Annotated in this window: 16 protein-coding genes; 10 read left to right on the top strand and 6 right to left on the bottom strand. The window is 58.8% G+C overall.

What is annotated here, in order from left to right; genetic code table 11:
* Nucleotides 1-145 precede the first annotated feature (145 nt).
* Nucleotides 146-916, top strand: coding sequence for an N-acetylmuramoyl-L-alanine amidase (locus ACEN8Z_RS07030; protein ID WP_495598093.1), 771 nt, complete (start codon nucleotides 146-148; stop codon nucleotides 914-916).
* Nucleotides 917-989: 73 nt separating this feature from the next.
* Here ACEN8Z_RS07030 and ACEN8Z_RS07025 read toward each other — a convergent pair whose 3' ends face one another.
* The 4 genes from ACEN8Z_RS07025 to ACEN8Z_RS07010 form a co-directional block, all read right to left on the bottom strand.
* Nucleotides 990-1,901 (bottom strand): SDR family oxidoreductase, encoded by a 912-nt coding sequence (locus ACEN8Z_RS07025; RefSeq protein WP_495597165.1) that lies wholly within the window; start codon nucleotides 1,899-1,901, stop codon nucleotides 990-992.
* Between the two features lie 160 nt (nucleotides 1,902-2,061).
* Nucleotides 2,062-2,964 (bottom strand): alpha/beta fold hydrolase, encoded by a 903-nt coding sequence (locus tag ACEN8Z_RS07020; RefSeq protein WP_495597164.1) that lies wholly within the window; start codon nucleotides 2,962-2,964, stop codon nucleotides 2,062-2,064.
* The gene (locus tag ACEN8Z_RS07015; RefSeq protein ID WP_150718054.1) at nucleotides 2,964-3,746 is read right to left on the bottom strand and encodes a class II aldolase/adducin family protein; all 783 of its coding nucleotides are present in this window, start codon (nucleotides 3,744-3,746) and stop codon (nucleotides 2,964-2,966) included. Before ACEN8Z_RS07015 ends, ACEN8Z_RS07020 begins: the two co-directional genes overlap by 1 nt.
* A gap of 225 nt (nucleotides 3,747-3,971) precedes the next feature.
* Nucleotides 3,972-4,427, bottom strand: coding sequence for a flavodoxin (locus tag ACEN8Z_RS07010; protein ID WP_495597163.1), 456 nt, complete (start codon nucleotides 4,425-4,427; stop codon nucleotides 3,972-3,974).
* Between the two features lie 102 nt (nucleotides 4,428-4,529).
* Here ACEN8Z_RS07010 and ACEN8Z_RS07005 point away from each other — a divergent pair, with 102 nt between their 5' ends.
* Nucleotides 4,530-5,006: a PAS domain-containing protein gene (locus ACEN8Z_RS07005; protein ID WP_495597162.1), complete on the top strand. Its 477-nt coding sequence runs from the start codon at nucleotides 4,530-4,532 to the stop codon at nucleotides 5,004-5,006.
* A gap of 54 nt (nucleotides 5,007-5,060) precedes the next feature.
* Nucleotides 5,061-5,666 carry a hypothetical protein gene (locus tag ACEN8Z_RS07000; protein ID WP_495597161.1) on the top strand — a complete coding sequence of 202 codons (606 nt, stop codon included), beginning with the start codon at nucleotides 5,061-5,063 and terminating at the stop codon, nucleotides 5,664-5,666.
* 2 nt (nucleotides 5,667-5,668) lie between these two features.
* On the opposite strand, the gene ACEN8Z_RS06995 is transcribed toward ACEN8Z_RS07000, so the two are convergent.
* Nucleotides 5,669-6,628, bottom strand: coding sequence for a MerR family transcriptional regulator (locus ACEN8Z_RS06995; protein ID WP_495597160.1), 960 nt, complete (start codon nucleotides 6,626-6,628; stop codon nucleotides 5,669-5,671).
* Nucleotides 6,629-6,840: 212 nt separating this feature from the next.
* Between ACEN8Z_RS06995 and ACEN8Z_RS06990 the strand changes: the two genes are divergently transcribed.
* The 7 genes from ACEN8Z_RS06990 to ACEN8Z_RS06960 all read left to right on the top strand — a co-directional run bounded on the left by ACEN8Z_RS06990 (nucleotide 6,841) and on the right by ACEN8Z_RS06960 (nucleotide 11,473).
* Nucleotides 6,841-7,410, top strand: coding sequence for an antibiotic biosynthesis monooxygenase (locus ACEN8Z_RS06990; protein ID WP_495597159.1), 570 nt, complete (start codon nucleotides 6,841-6,843; stop codon nucleotides 7,408-7,410).
* A gap of 174 nt (nucleotides 7,411-7,584) precedes the next feature.
* Complete coding sequence (gene folM / locus ACEN8Z_RS06985) at nucleotides 7,585-8,295, top strand: dihydromonapterin reductase (RefSeq protein WP_495597158.1); 711 nt, start codon at nucleotides 7,585-7,587, stop codon at nucleotides 8,293-8,295.
* 20 nt (nucleotides 8,296-8,315) lie between these two features.
* Nucleotides 8,316-8,876 carry a GTP cyclohydrolase I FolE gene (gene folE, locus ACEN8Z_RS06980; protein WP_204929223.1) on the top strand — a complete coding sequence of 187 codons (561 nt, stop codon included), beginning with the start codon at nucleotides 8,316-8,318 and terminating at the stop codon, nucleotides 8,874-8,876.
* Nucleotides 8,877-8,878: 2 nt separating this feature from the next.
* On the top strand, nucleotides 8,879-9,250 hold the full coding sequence (gene folX / locus ACEN8Z_RS06975) for a dihydroneopterin triphosphate 2'-epimerase (protein WP_008000591.1): 372 nt from the start codon (nucleotides 8,879-8,881) through the stop codon (nucleotides 9,248-9,250).
* Between the two features lie 97 nt (nucleotides 9,251-9,347).
* Nucleotides 9,348-9,644: a DUF1244 domain-containing protein gene (locus ACEN8Z_RS06970; RefSeq protein ID WP_008000589.1), complete on the top strand. Its 297-nt coding sequence runs from the start codon at nucleotides 9,348-9,350 to the stop codon at nucleotides 9,642-9,644.
* Entirely contained in the window at nucleotides 9,637-9,975 is a 339-nt protein-coding gene (locus ACEN8Z_RS06965; protein WP_495597157.1) for a HopJ type III effector protein, read from the top strand. The genes ACEN8Z_RS06970 and ACEN8Z_RS06965 overlap by 8 nt, the downstream gene beginning before the upstream one ends.
* Nucleotides 9,976-10,222: 247 nt before the next feature.
* Nucleotides 10,223-11,473, top strand: coding sequence for a 2-aminoadipate transaminase (locus ACEN8Z_RS06960; RefSeq protein ID WP_495597156.1), 1,251 nt, complete (start codon nucleotides 10,223-10,225; stop codon nucleotides 11,471-11,473).
* Nucleotides 11,474-11,701: 228 nt separating this feature from the next.
* Here the strand turns inward: ACEN8Z_RS06960 and trxB are convergent, their stop codons facing one another.
* Nucleotides 11,702-12,658, bottom strand: coding sequence for a thioredoxin-disulfide reductase (trxB, locus tag ACEN8Z_RS06955; RefSeq protein WP_007970300.1), 957 nt, complete (start codon nucleotides 12,656-12,658; stop codon nucleotides 11,702-11,704).
* Nucleotides 12,659-12,948 lie beyond the last annotated feature (290 nt).

Genomic DNA, 12,948 nt, shown 5'->3' with positions numbered 1-12,948 from the left:
AACTTCGCATGCCTACATTCCTTTCAGAAAACGACTACAAGCATAGGTAAACATCACAAGCACTCCAGCCATTAAGTTGAACAGCAAGTCGGCGAACGACTTTTATCGTTGCCCGACTTCAAACTTACTTATTGCGAGTGCAACCATGAAGCCCATCAACTACAACCAGTATCGCTCAGCCAGAAGCTTCAACAGCCGAATACGCTTTCTGGTTCTTCACTACACCGCCGCTAACTTTTCAAGTTCTGTCAGTGCCCTGACCGGCCCAAATGTCAGCGCGCACTATCTGATTCCGGATATCACTGATCCCGGTTACCTGAAAGCCGGTTATACCGGGCAGGAAACTTTCAACCTGGTGGATGAAACCCATCGCGCGTGGCACGCGGGTGTCAGTCAGTGGGGTAACCGCAGCAATCTGAATGACACGTCCATCGGCATTGAAATCGTCAACCTGGCGACTGACAACAAAGGCGAGTTCACCTTCCCGCCCTATCACCCCGAACAGATTGCCGCGATTGAACAACTGGCGCTGAACATCCTCAAGCGTTACCCGGATATCACTCCGACCCAGGTTTTGGGCCACTCCGATGTTTCAATCGGCCGCAAAAGTGACCCGGGGCCGATGTTTCCCTGGCAGGCGCTGTACTTGAAAGGCGTCGGCGCCTGGTTCGATGCAACCACTCGGGACGAGTATCTGTGCCAATACAACACATCGGGCGTACCAGCCCGAAGTGAATTGCTGGGGTTGTTCAAATCCTATGGATATGATGTGTCGGGCGCGTCAACGGAAGGCGGTTTCCAACAGTTGGTGCGGGCATTCCAGATGCATTTTCGCCCGGAAAACTTCGATGGAAAAATGGACGCGCAAACAGCTGCCAATCTGAAGGCACTGGTAGTCAAATACTTTCCCGGTTGATCGCTAGCAAGCGGCTCCCGGCCGAAAAATGCAACAACCGGCAAGGTCAGTCAATGCGACCTTGCCAGCGCTATCAGAGCGTATACCTCTGCAAATTCCCCATCATTTCCTTCAGCGCTTCGATGTTGTCTTTCGGATGCGCCGCGCCTTCGAAGTCGCAAATCTGTTGCCAGTGCGCGGCCACGTCTTCCGGGGAAAAACCCGCCCGTGGATCGAACCCGGCGCCGAGACTGCGCTCCCAGCGGACCTTGCCCATCCAGCCGCCGCCGACTTCAAACAGACCGGAGGTTTCCTGGCAGTTCTCACTGGCCAGGTACACCACCAGCGGGCTGACCAGTTCCGGCTTGAGCTGCTCGAAGACTTGCGGCGGGATCAGGCCTTCGGTCATGCGCGTGCCGCCGGTAGGGGCGATGGCGTTGACCAGGATGTTGTTCTTGCGGCCTTCGATGGCCAGGGTGCGGGTCAGGCCATAGAGACCGAGCTTGGCCATGCCGTAGTTGGACTGGCCGAAGTTGCCATAGATGCCTGAGGTAGAGGCAGTGAAAATCACCCGGCCGTAGTTTTGCTCGCGCATGTGCGGCCAGGCGGCGCGGGTGACTTTGTAGGCACCTTCGACATGGACGCGGTAAACCAGGTCCCAGTCGGCGTCATCCATTTTGTGGAAGGTCTTGTCACGCAGGATCCCGGCGTTGTTGACCACCACGTCGACGCGACCGAAGACGTCCAGGGCGTGCTGGACCAGTTTGTCACCGTCAGTGACCGAGTCGTGGTTGGCCTCGGCGATGCCGCCGGCCTCGCGAATGTCCGCTACCACGCGGTCAGCGGCCGAAGCGTTGGCGCCTTCGCCCTGGGTCGAGCCGCCGAGATCGTTGACCAGCACCTTGGCGCCCTGTTTGGCGAACAGCAGTGCATGCGCCCGTCCCAGGCCGCCACCGGCACCGGTGATGATCACGACTTTATCTTCGAAGCGCACAGACTCATTCATGGGGGACTCCAGCAGGCCAAGGGACAATGAGTCCGAGTTTCAGGCACTGCGCAGCGGGTCACAATGAACACGGGGTAGGCTGAATGGTGTGCGATAAGGCTGGGGGATGATTGATAGGGAAATGGACAAGCCCCCTCGCCACAACAGTCCACATTAAGGTTCAGGAGCAGGCGACTTTGCGCGGCGGGGAAAGCAGTTGATCGCGAAACGCCAGGTAGTGCTTGAGCACCTCGCAGGGTGCCTCGATTTGCGGGTAATGGCCGATGTCCGGCAACACGACCGTGTCCGCCTCCGGGATCAGCTCCCGGTAACGCTCGACCATGTGCACACCGGAGATCGGATCGACCCCGCCATCGATTACCCGCAGCGGCACTTCACCGCGTTGCATCGCGCTCACCCAGCGGTTGCGCCAGACGCGTCGCTCCGGGATGTAGGCAATCAATTTATGCATGATCCGTGGCCCGTGATGGCTTTCGATCAGGCTCCAGAAATCATCCATCTGGCTTTCACTGGGACGGGTTTGCGGACCGAAAATCTGCCGAAAGCTTCTCACCAGGCCATCGCGGCTGAAGGCGCGGCCAATCATCCAGCCCAAAGGGCTGAGCAAGAGTTTTTGCATCAGTACCGGGCGATGGGTTTCCGGAAACAACCCGCCGTTGAGAAACACACAACTGACCAGCTTCACCCGCGACTCGTAATGCCGGGCCAGCAGTTCCTGGGCCACGCTGTCGCCGTAATCGTGGGCGAACAGGTGCACCGGCTGCTCGACATTCAGGTGTTCAAGCAATGCCTGTTGCAGATCCGCTTGTTCCAGCAGGCTGTACTCATGATTTGTCGGTTTGGCCGAATCGCCGAAGCCCAGCATGTCGCAAGCGATCACACGAAAACGCTGGGTCAATGGCTGCCACAGGTAATGCCAGTCCCAACTGGCAGACGGAAAGCCGTGAATGAGCAACAGCGGCTCACCCTGCCCTGCTGTCCAGTAACGGATGCTCTGGCCATGGAACTCGAAGGTCTGACTGCGTTTGCGCCAGACACACAGGGGGATCTCGGCGAGCACCATCAGAGTTTATAACCCGGATCCAGTTTATCGAGTTTGCGCAGCAGCGCCGGCCAGGCCAGCGCTCCCCCCATTCCTTGAGCACTTCGGGTGACACCCGCGATCATGGCTTTGGCGCCGGCGAGAATCTGCGGCTCGATGGCGATCAGTTCAGCGGCACCGTTCTGCGCCATGACCTGAATGTCGCAGGCACGCTGAAAGGTAAACATCATCAGGAACGTATCGGCGATGGTGCTGCCGCAAGTCAGCAGACCGTGGTTATGCAGCATCAGAAAATTGTTTTCACCGAGGTCGGCTTGCAGCCGCACTTTCTCCTCATGGTTGAGCGCCACGCCTTCGTAGGCGTGGTAGGCCAGGCTGGAAAGCACGAACAACGACTGCTGGCTGATCGGTAAAACACCCTGCTTCTGCGCCGACACCGCAACCCCCGAGGCCGTGTGGGTGTGGAGCACGCAAACGACATCGTGACGGACTTCATGCACGGCGCTGTGAATGGTGTAGCCCGCCGGATTGATCTCGTAAGGACTGTCCATCAGCTTGTTGCCGGCCTGATCCACCTTGACCAGGCTTGACGCGGTAATTTCGTGAAACATCAACCCGAACGGGTTGATCAGGAAATCTTCGGTGCCGGGCACCTTGGCGGAGATATGGGTGAAGATCAGGTCATCCCAACCATGTTGAGCGACCAGGCGATAACAGGCCGCCAGATCGACGCGGGTCTGCCACTCGGCGGCACTGACCTGGTCTTTGACACTGTGTGGCGATTGGACGGGAGCGACAGTCACGGCAAGGAGCCTCGGTGTTTTTATGATGGAGTGTTTCCAATGCTTACCGAGTCTAGTCAGCCCTTGAGGTTCGTGTAGTTGCATTGGCAGCCAGCTTTATGGCCCAGCGAGTCAGCCGCCCTGCTGCCCTGGATCCATGTCAAATGACCGGCGCAGGCAAGGGTCTGACAGGCAGGTTTTACCGCACTGTCAGAACCCTGGCTGGCATGGGTGGCGGGGGAACGGTCAGGCGCGCAGTGCGCTGATCAGGTCCGCCAGCCAAGGCTCGGCGTCCGTCTCGGGGGTCACGGTTTCGCTGGCATCCAGGCGCAGCATCGGCAGTACTTCGCGAATGCCCAGTTCACCGAACAATTCGCGCATCTGCTCACCGCCGCCACAAAAAGTATCGCCATAACTCGCATCGCCCAAACCGATCACCGCACCTGGCAAACCGCGCCAGGCCGCAGGCAATTGGTCACGAATGGTCGAATACAGCGGCTGCAGGTTGTCCGGCAACTCGCCCATGCCGGTGGTCGAGGTCACCGCCAGAAAGGCTTCAGGGCCAAACGCCTGGATGTCGGCGAGGGTCGCACGCGGGTTGTGCCAGGTTTCGAAACCGGCGGCGTTCAACAGGCTGGCGGCGTGGCGGGCAACTTCTTCGGCCGTGCCGTACACCGAGCCGGAAATGATGGCGACTTTCATCTATCTGATCCTGAATCCGAGTAAAAGACCGGGATATTAACAGCACGGTCGTGATTGTTCTTTTAGAATGCAATCGACAATCAATCAGGAAAGGATACTCCGATGATTAATGCACAGCTGCTGCAAATGGTGATCAACGCCTCCAACGACGGTATCGTGATTGCCGAAAAGGAAGGCGATCAGGACAAAATCCTCATTTACGTCAACCCCGCGTTCGAACGCCTGACGGGGTACTCCAGCGAAGAAGTTCTCTATCAGGATTGCCGCTTCCTGCAGTCGGGGGACCGCGACCAGGAAGCCTTGCCGTTGATTCGCGACGCCCTGAACAGTGAAGGATCCTGCCGGGAAATATTGCGAAACTACCGCAAGGACGGCACACCGTTCTGGAATGAACTGTCCCTTTCAACGGTGAAAAACCCGGCGGATGGGCAAACCTATTTTATCGGTGTGCAGAAAGACGTCACCGTGCAGGTCAAGGCGCAACAGCGTGTGGCCCAGCTTGAGGAGCAGTTGGCTGAACTCCAGGCTGAGCTTGCTGCGCTCAAAGCGACGAACGGCATAAACCAAACCCTGAATTAATGGTCAGTAACTAGAATCACCACTGACTTTGTAACTATATCTTTCGAGTTGGCCATGCAACGCGACGCACTCCTGACCCAGGATGAGCTGGATTTCATCCAGACCATGCAACACAACCCGCAACTCAATGTGCGGGACGCAACGTCGAGCCTGGTCGTCAATGGTGGGTCGCAAATCCGTGACCTGCTCACCCGCCTGGCGGCCCATGAGCAGGTCACCATTCAAGCCAGTTTCGAAAACCAGCAAATGACCTTCCCCCTGCACCTGGTGGAAGACGAGTTTCATGCGCTGCATTTGCGCCTCGGTGTGCCGAGCATCTATGAAGACGGGCCGATGGTCAGGCCCTGGCGCCTGGTACTGGAAGAACCGGTAGCGCTGGAAAACGCCAAGGGTCAACCCGGCACCCTGTGGGTACACGAAGTGTCGTGTAAAGGAGTTTTGCTGGAGGTTCGCAACAAGACCAAGCCGCCAAAGCAATTCGCCTTGTGGTTCAGCCCGTCAGGCTATGAGCGGATTGCCTTGCGTGGCACTTTCGAGAAAGAAACCGAACAGGGCTTCTACGCCTATCAGCTGAGCCAGAGCGACACGGACGAAACCGAGCGTCTGCGCCAGTTCATCCTGCAACAGCATCGGTTGACGCATCCCGCGCTGCATCTCTAACCTCAAGTATCCAGATTGCCCGCCAGGAACTGCTTCAGACGCTGGCTCATGACCTCCCCTTCATTGCCCAGGCAACCGATCGATGAGCCGGCCAGACTCTCCTGCGCCAGGTCAGCAGCATCGCCCGCCAGCAACAACTGACAATTGAGGCTCAAGGCCAGGCGATTTAAACGCCGGGGCAATTCGGCCACCGGTACCTGATTGGAAAACAGCACCAGCGCCTGGGGTTTGATCCGTTCACAGACCAGGGTCAACTCATCGAACGGCTGACCAATGGGCAGCACTCGAACCCTCGTTTGCGGGCAGCCCAGGAACAGGGCTGCGATCAGTAATTCGAGTTCCCGGCAATGGCCGGCCAGGGCACCGATGACCACTCGCTGTGGCCGGTAATCGCGCATCAACAGCAGGCGTTGCAAAACCCGCGAACGCAGGAATCCATCAAGGAATACCCATTCGCTGGTCCCGCCGAATTGATCCTGGCGTTGCAGCAATTGCCTCCATACCGGGAGCAGAATGTCTTGAAACACCACCGCCAGGGAGTAGCTGGAAAAAACCTGTCCATACACCTGCTCCAGCTGAACGTCGTCAAACGCGCTGATGGCTACCCGGATCTGCTGTTGCCATTGTGCGTAGTCGGCCAGCACGAGGTCGTTGGGAATGATCTGGGACAGCGCTTGAAGCGGTGCCGCCCTGGCCAGTAACTTGCCGATCTTGCTGACGGCAGCACCACGCTCGATCCAGCCGAGAATTTTGCGGACACGCTCGATATCGGACATCGAGTACAGACGATGCCCACTTTCGGTGCGTGTTGGAACAATCAGGCCGTAGCGTCGTTCCCAGGCTCGAAGCGTGACCGGGTTGACGCCTGTCAGGCGCGCCACCTCGCGAATCGGAAAGAGCTGCTCCTGTTCAAGGGAGACTGTCTGCGGTACGCCTGAAGCTACGTCAGTAATGACAGGCATCTAAGGTTGTACGTCCATGTGCAGATGGGAACTCATTCTAACTCCGCAGCCCCATCGTGATTCAAGTTCATAATCGAAGAAAAGCGCTCAAAGACGAAGCCGGCAGAATCAGGAATAATCCTTGCTTGTTTCAAGCCGCAGCCCGACACCCCGGCGCTGTGCCTGGCGAAGTTCCTACCCGGAGCGACGCAAATGTCTTACGGAGATACACAATGTCTACCTCTCCCGTCACGCTGATGGTCGCGCGTCGTGTTGCCAATGGTCGGTTTCAGGATCTGATCGCCTGGCTGCGCGAAGGCGAACAACTGGCCACCGACTTTCCCGGCTACCTCGGCTCCGGCGTACTCGCTCCGCCGCCAGGCGATGACGAATTCCAGATTATCTTCCGCTTCGCCGACGAGCAGACCCTGCACGCCTGGGAGCACTCCGCCTCACGCAGTGCCTGGCTCGGACGCGGCAGCGACCTGTACGCCCACCCGACGGAACATCGGGTCAGCGGCATCGAGGGCTGGTTCGGCACCGTCGGTCAACGCCCGCCGCGCTGGAAACAGGCCGTGGCAATCTGGCTGGCGTTCTTTCCGGTATCACTGTTGTTCAATTTTGTGCTGGAGCCGCTGCTCAGCGAGATGGCGCTGCTGCCCCGCGTGTTCATCAGTACCCTGTGCCTGACGCCGCTGATGGTCTATTTCTTCATTCCTTTGTCGACCCGGCTACTTGCCACCTGGCTGAACAGCACGCCCGTGCGCCGCTTGCCCACCGAACCCTCCCCCCAAAACCACTGATAACCTTTGTGGGAGCGGGCTTGCTCGCGAAAGCGGTGTGTCAGTCAACATTTGTTCCGGCTGACACAACGCTTTCGCGAGCAAGCCCGCTCCCACACAGGGCCCGATTTGCATAATAGAAGTGTGCCTCCCGTCGCTGGTATAGTTTTGCTCTCACCGCGACGCGAGCCATTCATGACCTCTTCCGCAGCTCCAATCCTCATTACCGGCGCCGGCCAGCGTGTCGGCCTGCATTGCGCCCGGCGATTGCTGGAAGATGGCCATCGTGTGATTTTCAGCTACCGCAGCGAGCGGCCCGGCGTACAAAACCTGCGCGATCTGGGTGCGACGGCGGTGTTCGCGGACTTCTCCACCGAGACCGGAATCCTCGCCTTCATCAGCGAACTGAAAACCCATACCGACTGTTTACGGGCGATTGTCCACAACGCTTCCGAATGGCTGGCCGAAACACCGGACACCAACGCCGCAGCATTCACCCGCATGTTCAGCGTGCACATGCTGGCGCCCTACCTGATCAACCTGCATTGCGCCGACCTGCTGCAACGCTCGAGCCCTGCCGACATCGTGCACATCAGCGATGACGTGACCCGCAAGGGCAGCAGCAAGCACATTGGCTATTGCGCCAGCAAAGCCGGGCTCGACAGCCTGACCCTGTCCTTCGCCGCCAGGTACGCGCCGGCCATCAAAGTCAACGGGATCGCGCCGGCCCTGCTACTGTTCAACCCTGAAGACGACGCGGCCTACCGCGCCAAGGTGCTGGCCAAATCCGCACTGGGCATCGAGCCCGGCTGCGAAGTGATCTACCAGAGCCTGCGCTATCTGCTCGACAACCCTTATGTCACCGGCACCACCCTGACCGTCAACGGCGGAAGGCACATCAAATAAGTGTCCCGCGAGGATTTTCCATGACGTTATCCCTGCCCCAGAATTATCGAGAGATCCTCATCGGCCTCGGTGAAAATCCAGACCGCGAAGGCCTGCTCGACACCCCGGTGCGCGCAGCCAAAGCCATGCAGTACCTTTGCCATGGTTACGAGCAAAGTGTCGAAGAGATCGTCAATGGCGCACTGTTCGCCTCCGACAACGATGAAATGGTGATCGTCGACAACATCGAGCTGTACTCGCTTTGCGAACACCACATCCTGCCCTTCATCGGCAAGGCGCATGTGGCTTATATTCCAACCGGCAAGGTGCTGGGCCTGTCGAAGATTGCGCGGCTGGTGGACATGTTCGCCCGGCGCCTGCAAATCCAGGAAAACCTCACCCGGCAAATCGCCGACGCGGTGCAACAGGTGACCGGCGCGGCCGGCGTCGCGGTGGTCATAGAGGCGCAGCACATGTGCATGATGATGCGCGGCGTCGAGAAACAGAATTCGACCATGAACACCTCGGTGATGCTCGGTGCCTTCCGCGAGTCGAGCAACACCCGCCAGGAGTTCCTGCAATTGATTGGACGGAGCAAGTAGCAATGCCACAACTTCAGCCAGGCATGGCACGCATCCGGGTCAAAGACCTGTGCCTGCGTACCTTCATCGGCATCAACGAGGATGAAATCCTCAACAAGCAGGATGTGTTGATCAACCTGACCATTCTGTACGCGGCCCAGGAAGCGGTGCGCGACAACGACATTGATCACGCGTTGAACTACCGCACTATCACCAAGGCGATCATCGCCCATGTGGAAGGCAACCGCTTTGCGCTGCTCGAGCGCCTGACTCAGGAAATTCTCGACCTGGTGATGGCCAACACCTCGGTGCTCTACGCCGAGGTCGAGGTCGACAAGCCCCACGCGCTGCGATTCGCCGAGTCGGTGTCGATAACACTCGCGGCAAGCCGCTAAGCTTCAAGCTTGAAGCTTCAAGCGGTAAGCTAGAAGCCACCGCAATCCATCTTGCAGCTTGAAGCTTGTCGCTCAAAGCTGTCTCGCAGAGACCCCCATGACCGATCAACAACGCCTGGAACTTGAAGCCGCCGCCTTTCGCCGGCTGGTGGCCCACCTGGACAGCCGCAAGGATGTACAGAACATCGACCTGATGAACCTCTCGGGTTTTTGCCGCAACTGCCTGTCCAAGTGGTACAAGGCCGCGGCCGACGAGCGCCAGATCGAAGTCAGCCTCGACGAAGCCCGCGAAGTGGTTTACGGCATGCCGTACGCCGAATGGAAAGCCCAATACCAGCAAGAAGCCAGCGCCGACCAGCAAGCGGCTTTCGCCAAAGGAAAACCCAATGAGTGATTTGAACACCCTGCGCGCCAGCCTCGAGACCGGCGAACATGCCTTCGTCGACACCCTGGCTTTCATCGCCGCCGGTTACGACTATCTGCCTCAGGCCTTCAACAATGGCGACGTGGAAAACGCGGCCGGGCAGAACGAAGGTTCGTGCAAGACCCTGGGTCTGGCGCTGCTCGAAGGTTTGAGCGATGAAGAAGCCCTGTTGGCGTTCGGCGAGCATTACCGCTCTGTGCTGGCAACGCCGGAAGGCAGCGACCACGGCAATATCCGCGCGTTGATGGCCCATGGTCTGGCCGGTGTGAAATTCAGCCAACAGCCACTGACCCGCCGCTGATTTAAATTGTAGGAGCGAGCCTGCTCGCGAAAAACCCAAGAGCACTGCTGGGCCTCCGGTTTACGCGTAATCGTTCACCACCATCGCGAGCAGGCTCGCTCCTACAGGTTCTGCATTCACGGCGCGGAACTGATCAGAAACACATCCTGACTTTTAAGATTGACCCGACGACTTTATTTCGTTTGCCGGTCACTGCTGCTCCCGGCTTAGATAAAAAGAAGTCCTCCTTCTTCCGAGCCGGTCATTCATGCGCAGCGAAACCATCAGCCAGTCGATCAACATCGTTCACCCTGTCACGCTCAGCCATGGCAAAAACGCCGAGGTCTGGGACACCGATGGCAAACGCTACATCGACTTTGTCGGCGGCATCGGCGTGTTGAACCTCGGCCATTGCCATCCGCGCATCGTCGAGGCCATTCGCGAACAAGCCACCCGACTGACCCACTATGCGTTCAACGCTGCGCCCCATGTGCCTTACCTCGAACTGATGGATCGCCTCAGCACGTTCATGCCGGTGGGTTACCCGGTCAGCGGCATGCTCACCAACAGCGGCGCGGAAGCGGCGGAGAACGCCCTGAAGATCGTCCGTGGCGCCACCGGCCGCAGCGCGGTCATCGCCTTCGACGGCGCATTCCACGGCCGTACACTGGCCACCCTCAACCTCAATGGCAAAGTCGCGCCGTACAAACAGAAAGTCGGCGTGCTACCGGGGCCGGTGTATCACCTGCCCTTCCCCAGCCAGGACAACGGCGTCACCTGCGCCGAAGCCCTCAAAGCCATGGAGCGCCTGTTCAGCGTCGAGATTGATGTCGAAGACGTCGCCTGCTTTATCGTCGAACCGGTGCAGGGCGAAGCGGGTTTCCTGGCCATGGACGTCGCGTTCGCCCGGGTGCTGCGCAAGTTCTGCGACGACAAGGGCATCGTGCTGATCGCCGATGAAATCCAGTCCGGCTTCGGTCGTACCGGCCAGCGCTTCGCGTTCTCGCGGCTGGGCATCGAACCGGACCTGATCCTGCTCGGCAAAAGCATCGCCGGCGGCGTGCCGCTGGGAGCGGTGGTCGGGCGCAAATCGCTGCTGGATAACCTGCCCAAGGGCGGACTTGGTGGCACCTATTCCGGCAATCCCATCGCCTGCGCAGCGGCACTGGCAACCCTGGATGAAATGACCGATGCCAACCTGCATGCCTGGGGCACACAACAGGAAGAAGCGATTGTCGGCCGCCATGCAACCTGGCGCGTGAACAACCTGACACCGTACCTGGGCCGCCTGACCGGTGTCGGCGCGATGCGCGGTATCGAGCTGATCAATGCCGATGGCTCGCCTGCGCCGGCTCAATTGACCCAACTGCTGGCCTTGGCGCGGGACGCGGGTCTGCTGCTGATGCCCAGTGGCAAATCTCGGCACATCATTCGCTTGCTGGCACCATTGACCATCGAGGCTGCGGTGCTGGAAGAAGGGCTGGATATTCTTGAAGCGTGCCTGGCAAAACTGGCTTGAAAGCAAATCCCACAAGGGATTTGCGGCCAGCACAACATTTGTGGGCGACATCAATTAAATGTGGGAGCGGGCTTGCTCGCGAAAGCGGTGGATCAGCCAGCATCAATGTTGAATGACACACCGCCTTCGCGAGCAAGCCCGCTCCCACACCGGAGTGTTATCAAGCATTAAATCGTGGGCATGAAAAAACCGGCCGAAGCCGGTTTTTTCATTTCGACGAAAGCAGAATCAAGCGTTCTGCAGATTGTCGAGATAACGCTCGGCATCCAGTGCCGCCATGCAACCAGCGCCGGCCGAGGTGATGGCCTGGCGGTAAACGTGGTCAGCCACGTCACCAGCAGCGAAGATACCTTCGAGGTTGGTGGCAGTGGCGTTGCCGTCACGGCCGCCCTGCACCACCAGGTAACCGTCTTTCAACGTCAGCTGGCCTTCGAACAGCGAAGTGTTCGGGGTGTGGCCGATGGCGATGAACACGCCGTCGACTTTCACTTCGTCGAAGCTGCCGTCATTGTTCTTCAGGCGGGCACCGGTCACGCCCATGTTGTCGCCCAGTACTTCGTCCAGGGTCGCGTTCAGCTTCAGCTCGATCTTGCCTTCGGCAACACGGGCGTTCAGCTTGTCGATCAGGATCTTCTCGGCGCGGAAAGTTTCGCGACGGTGGATCAGCGTGACTTTGCTGGCGATGTTGGCCAGGTACAGGGCTTCTTCAACAGCGGTGTTGCCGCCGCCGACCACAGCAACTGGCTTGTTGCGATAGAAGAATCCGTCGCAGGTTGCGCAGGCGGAGACGCCTTTGCCCATGAACGCTTCTTCCGATGGCAGGCCCAGGTAACGGGCGCTGGCGCCGGTGGCGATGATCAGGGCGTCGCAGGTGTAAGTCGCACTGTCACCGGTCAGGGTGTAAGGCTTGGCGGCGAAGTCGACAGCATTGATGTGATCGAAAACGATCTCGGTTTCAAAACGTTCGGCGTGCTCGCGCATCCGCTCCATCAGCGCCGGGCCGGTCAGGCCGTGGACGTCGCCCGGCCAGTTGTCGACTTCGGTGGTGGTGGTCAGTTGACCGCCGGCCTGCATGCCGGTGATCAGCAGAGGCTTGAGGTTGGCACGGGCGGCATAGACCGCTGCGCTGTAACCGGCAGGGCCGGAACCGAGAATAATCACTCGCGAATGACGAACTTCAGACATGACCTGCTCCTGTTGACCGGCCCGGAACACCTGGCGCGGAACGCCGGATTGCCGGCGGGAATAAAAAAGAACGGTTGAAAGCACTTGGGGAAGGCTTGAACCCGACCGTCCTGTAAAAAGATTGGGTGCAGCGTATCGAGGGGGCGAAGATTAAGGAAATACGGTTTAACAATCCAGCTCATAGGTGGTCTCTATCCTGTAACCGTGATTATCAGGACGCCTTTGTTACAGTTAATGTCGATGCCGCTACCGCGCTTTCGTCCGTCAGGCAAAGCCGGTAAGGTCGGCGC

The sequence above is a fragment of the Pseudomonas sp. Pseusp10 genome (genome assembly GCF_059492225.1).
Note: the sequence above shows the minus strand (reverse complement) of the source record. Positions and strands in the feature narration are given on the sequence as shown.

Coding starts and splice junctions, on each gene's coding strand:
- ACEN8Z_RS07030 (WP_495598093.1), top strand. CDS start 146: ATGAAGCCCATCAACTACAACCAGTATCGCTCAGCCAGAAGCTTCAAC.
- ACEN8Z_RS06970 (WP_008000589.1), top strand. CDS start 9,348: ATGACCGATCAACAACGCCTGGAACTTGAAGCCGCCGCCTTTCGCCGG.
- ACEN8Z_RS07005 (WP_495597162.1), top strand. CDS start 4,530: ATGATTAATGCACAGCTGCTGCAAATGGTGATCAACGCCTCCAACGAC.
- ACEN8Z_RS07025 (WP_495597165.1), bottom strand. CDS start 1,901: ATGAATGAGTCTGTGCGCTTCGAAGATAAAGTCGTGATCATCACCGGT.
- ACEN8Z_RS06965 (WP_495597157.1), top strand. CDS start 9,637: ATGAGTGATTTGAACACCCTGCGCGCCAGCCTCGAGACCGGCGAACAT.
- folE (WP_204929223.1), top strand. CDS start 8,316: ATGACGTTATCCCTGCCCCAGAATTATCGAGAGATCCTCATCGGCCTC.
- ACEN8Z_RS06990 (WP_495597159.1), top strand. CDS start 6,841: ATGTCTACCTCTCCCGTCACGCTGATGGTCGCGCGTCGTGTTGCCAAT.
- folX (WP_008000591.1), top strand. CDS start 8,879: ATGCCACAACTTCAGCCAGGCATGGCACGCATCCGGGTCAAAGACCTG.
- trxB (WP_007970300.1), bottom strand. CDS start 12,658: ATGTCTGAAGTTCGTCATTCGCGAGTGATTATTCTCGGTTCCGGCCCT.
- ACEN8Z_RS06995 (WP_495597160.1), bottom strand. CDS start 6,628: ATGCCTGTCATTACTGACGTAGCTTCAGGCGTACCGCAGACAGTCTCC.
- ACEN8Z_RS06960 (WP_495597156.1), top strand. CDS start 10,223: ATGCGCAGCGAAACCATCAGCCAGTCGATCAACATCGTTCACCCTGTC.
- folM (WP_495597158.1), top strand. CDS start 7,585: ATGACCTCTTCCGCAGCTCCAATCCTCATTACCGGCGCCGGCCAGCGT.
- ACEN8Z_RS07000 (WP_495597161.1), top strand. CDS start 5,061: ATGCAACGCGACGCACTCCTGACCCAGGATGAGCTGGATTTCATCCAG.
- ACEN8Z_RS07010 (WP_495597163.1), bottom strand. CDS start 4,427: ATGAAAGTCGCCATCATTTCCGGCTCGGTGTACGGCACGGCCGAAGAA.
- ACEN8Z_RS07020 (WP_495597164.1), bottom strand. CDS start 2,964: ATGGTGCTCGCCGAGATCCCCCTGTGTGTCTGGCGCAAACGCAGTCAG.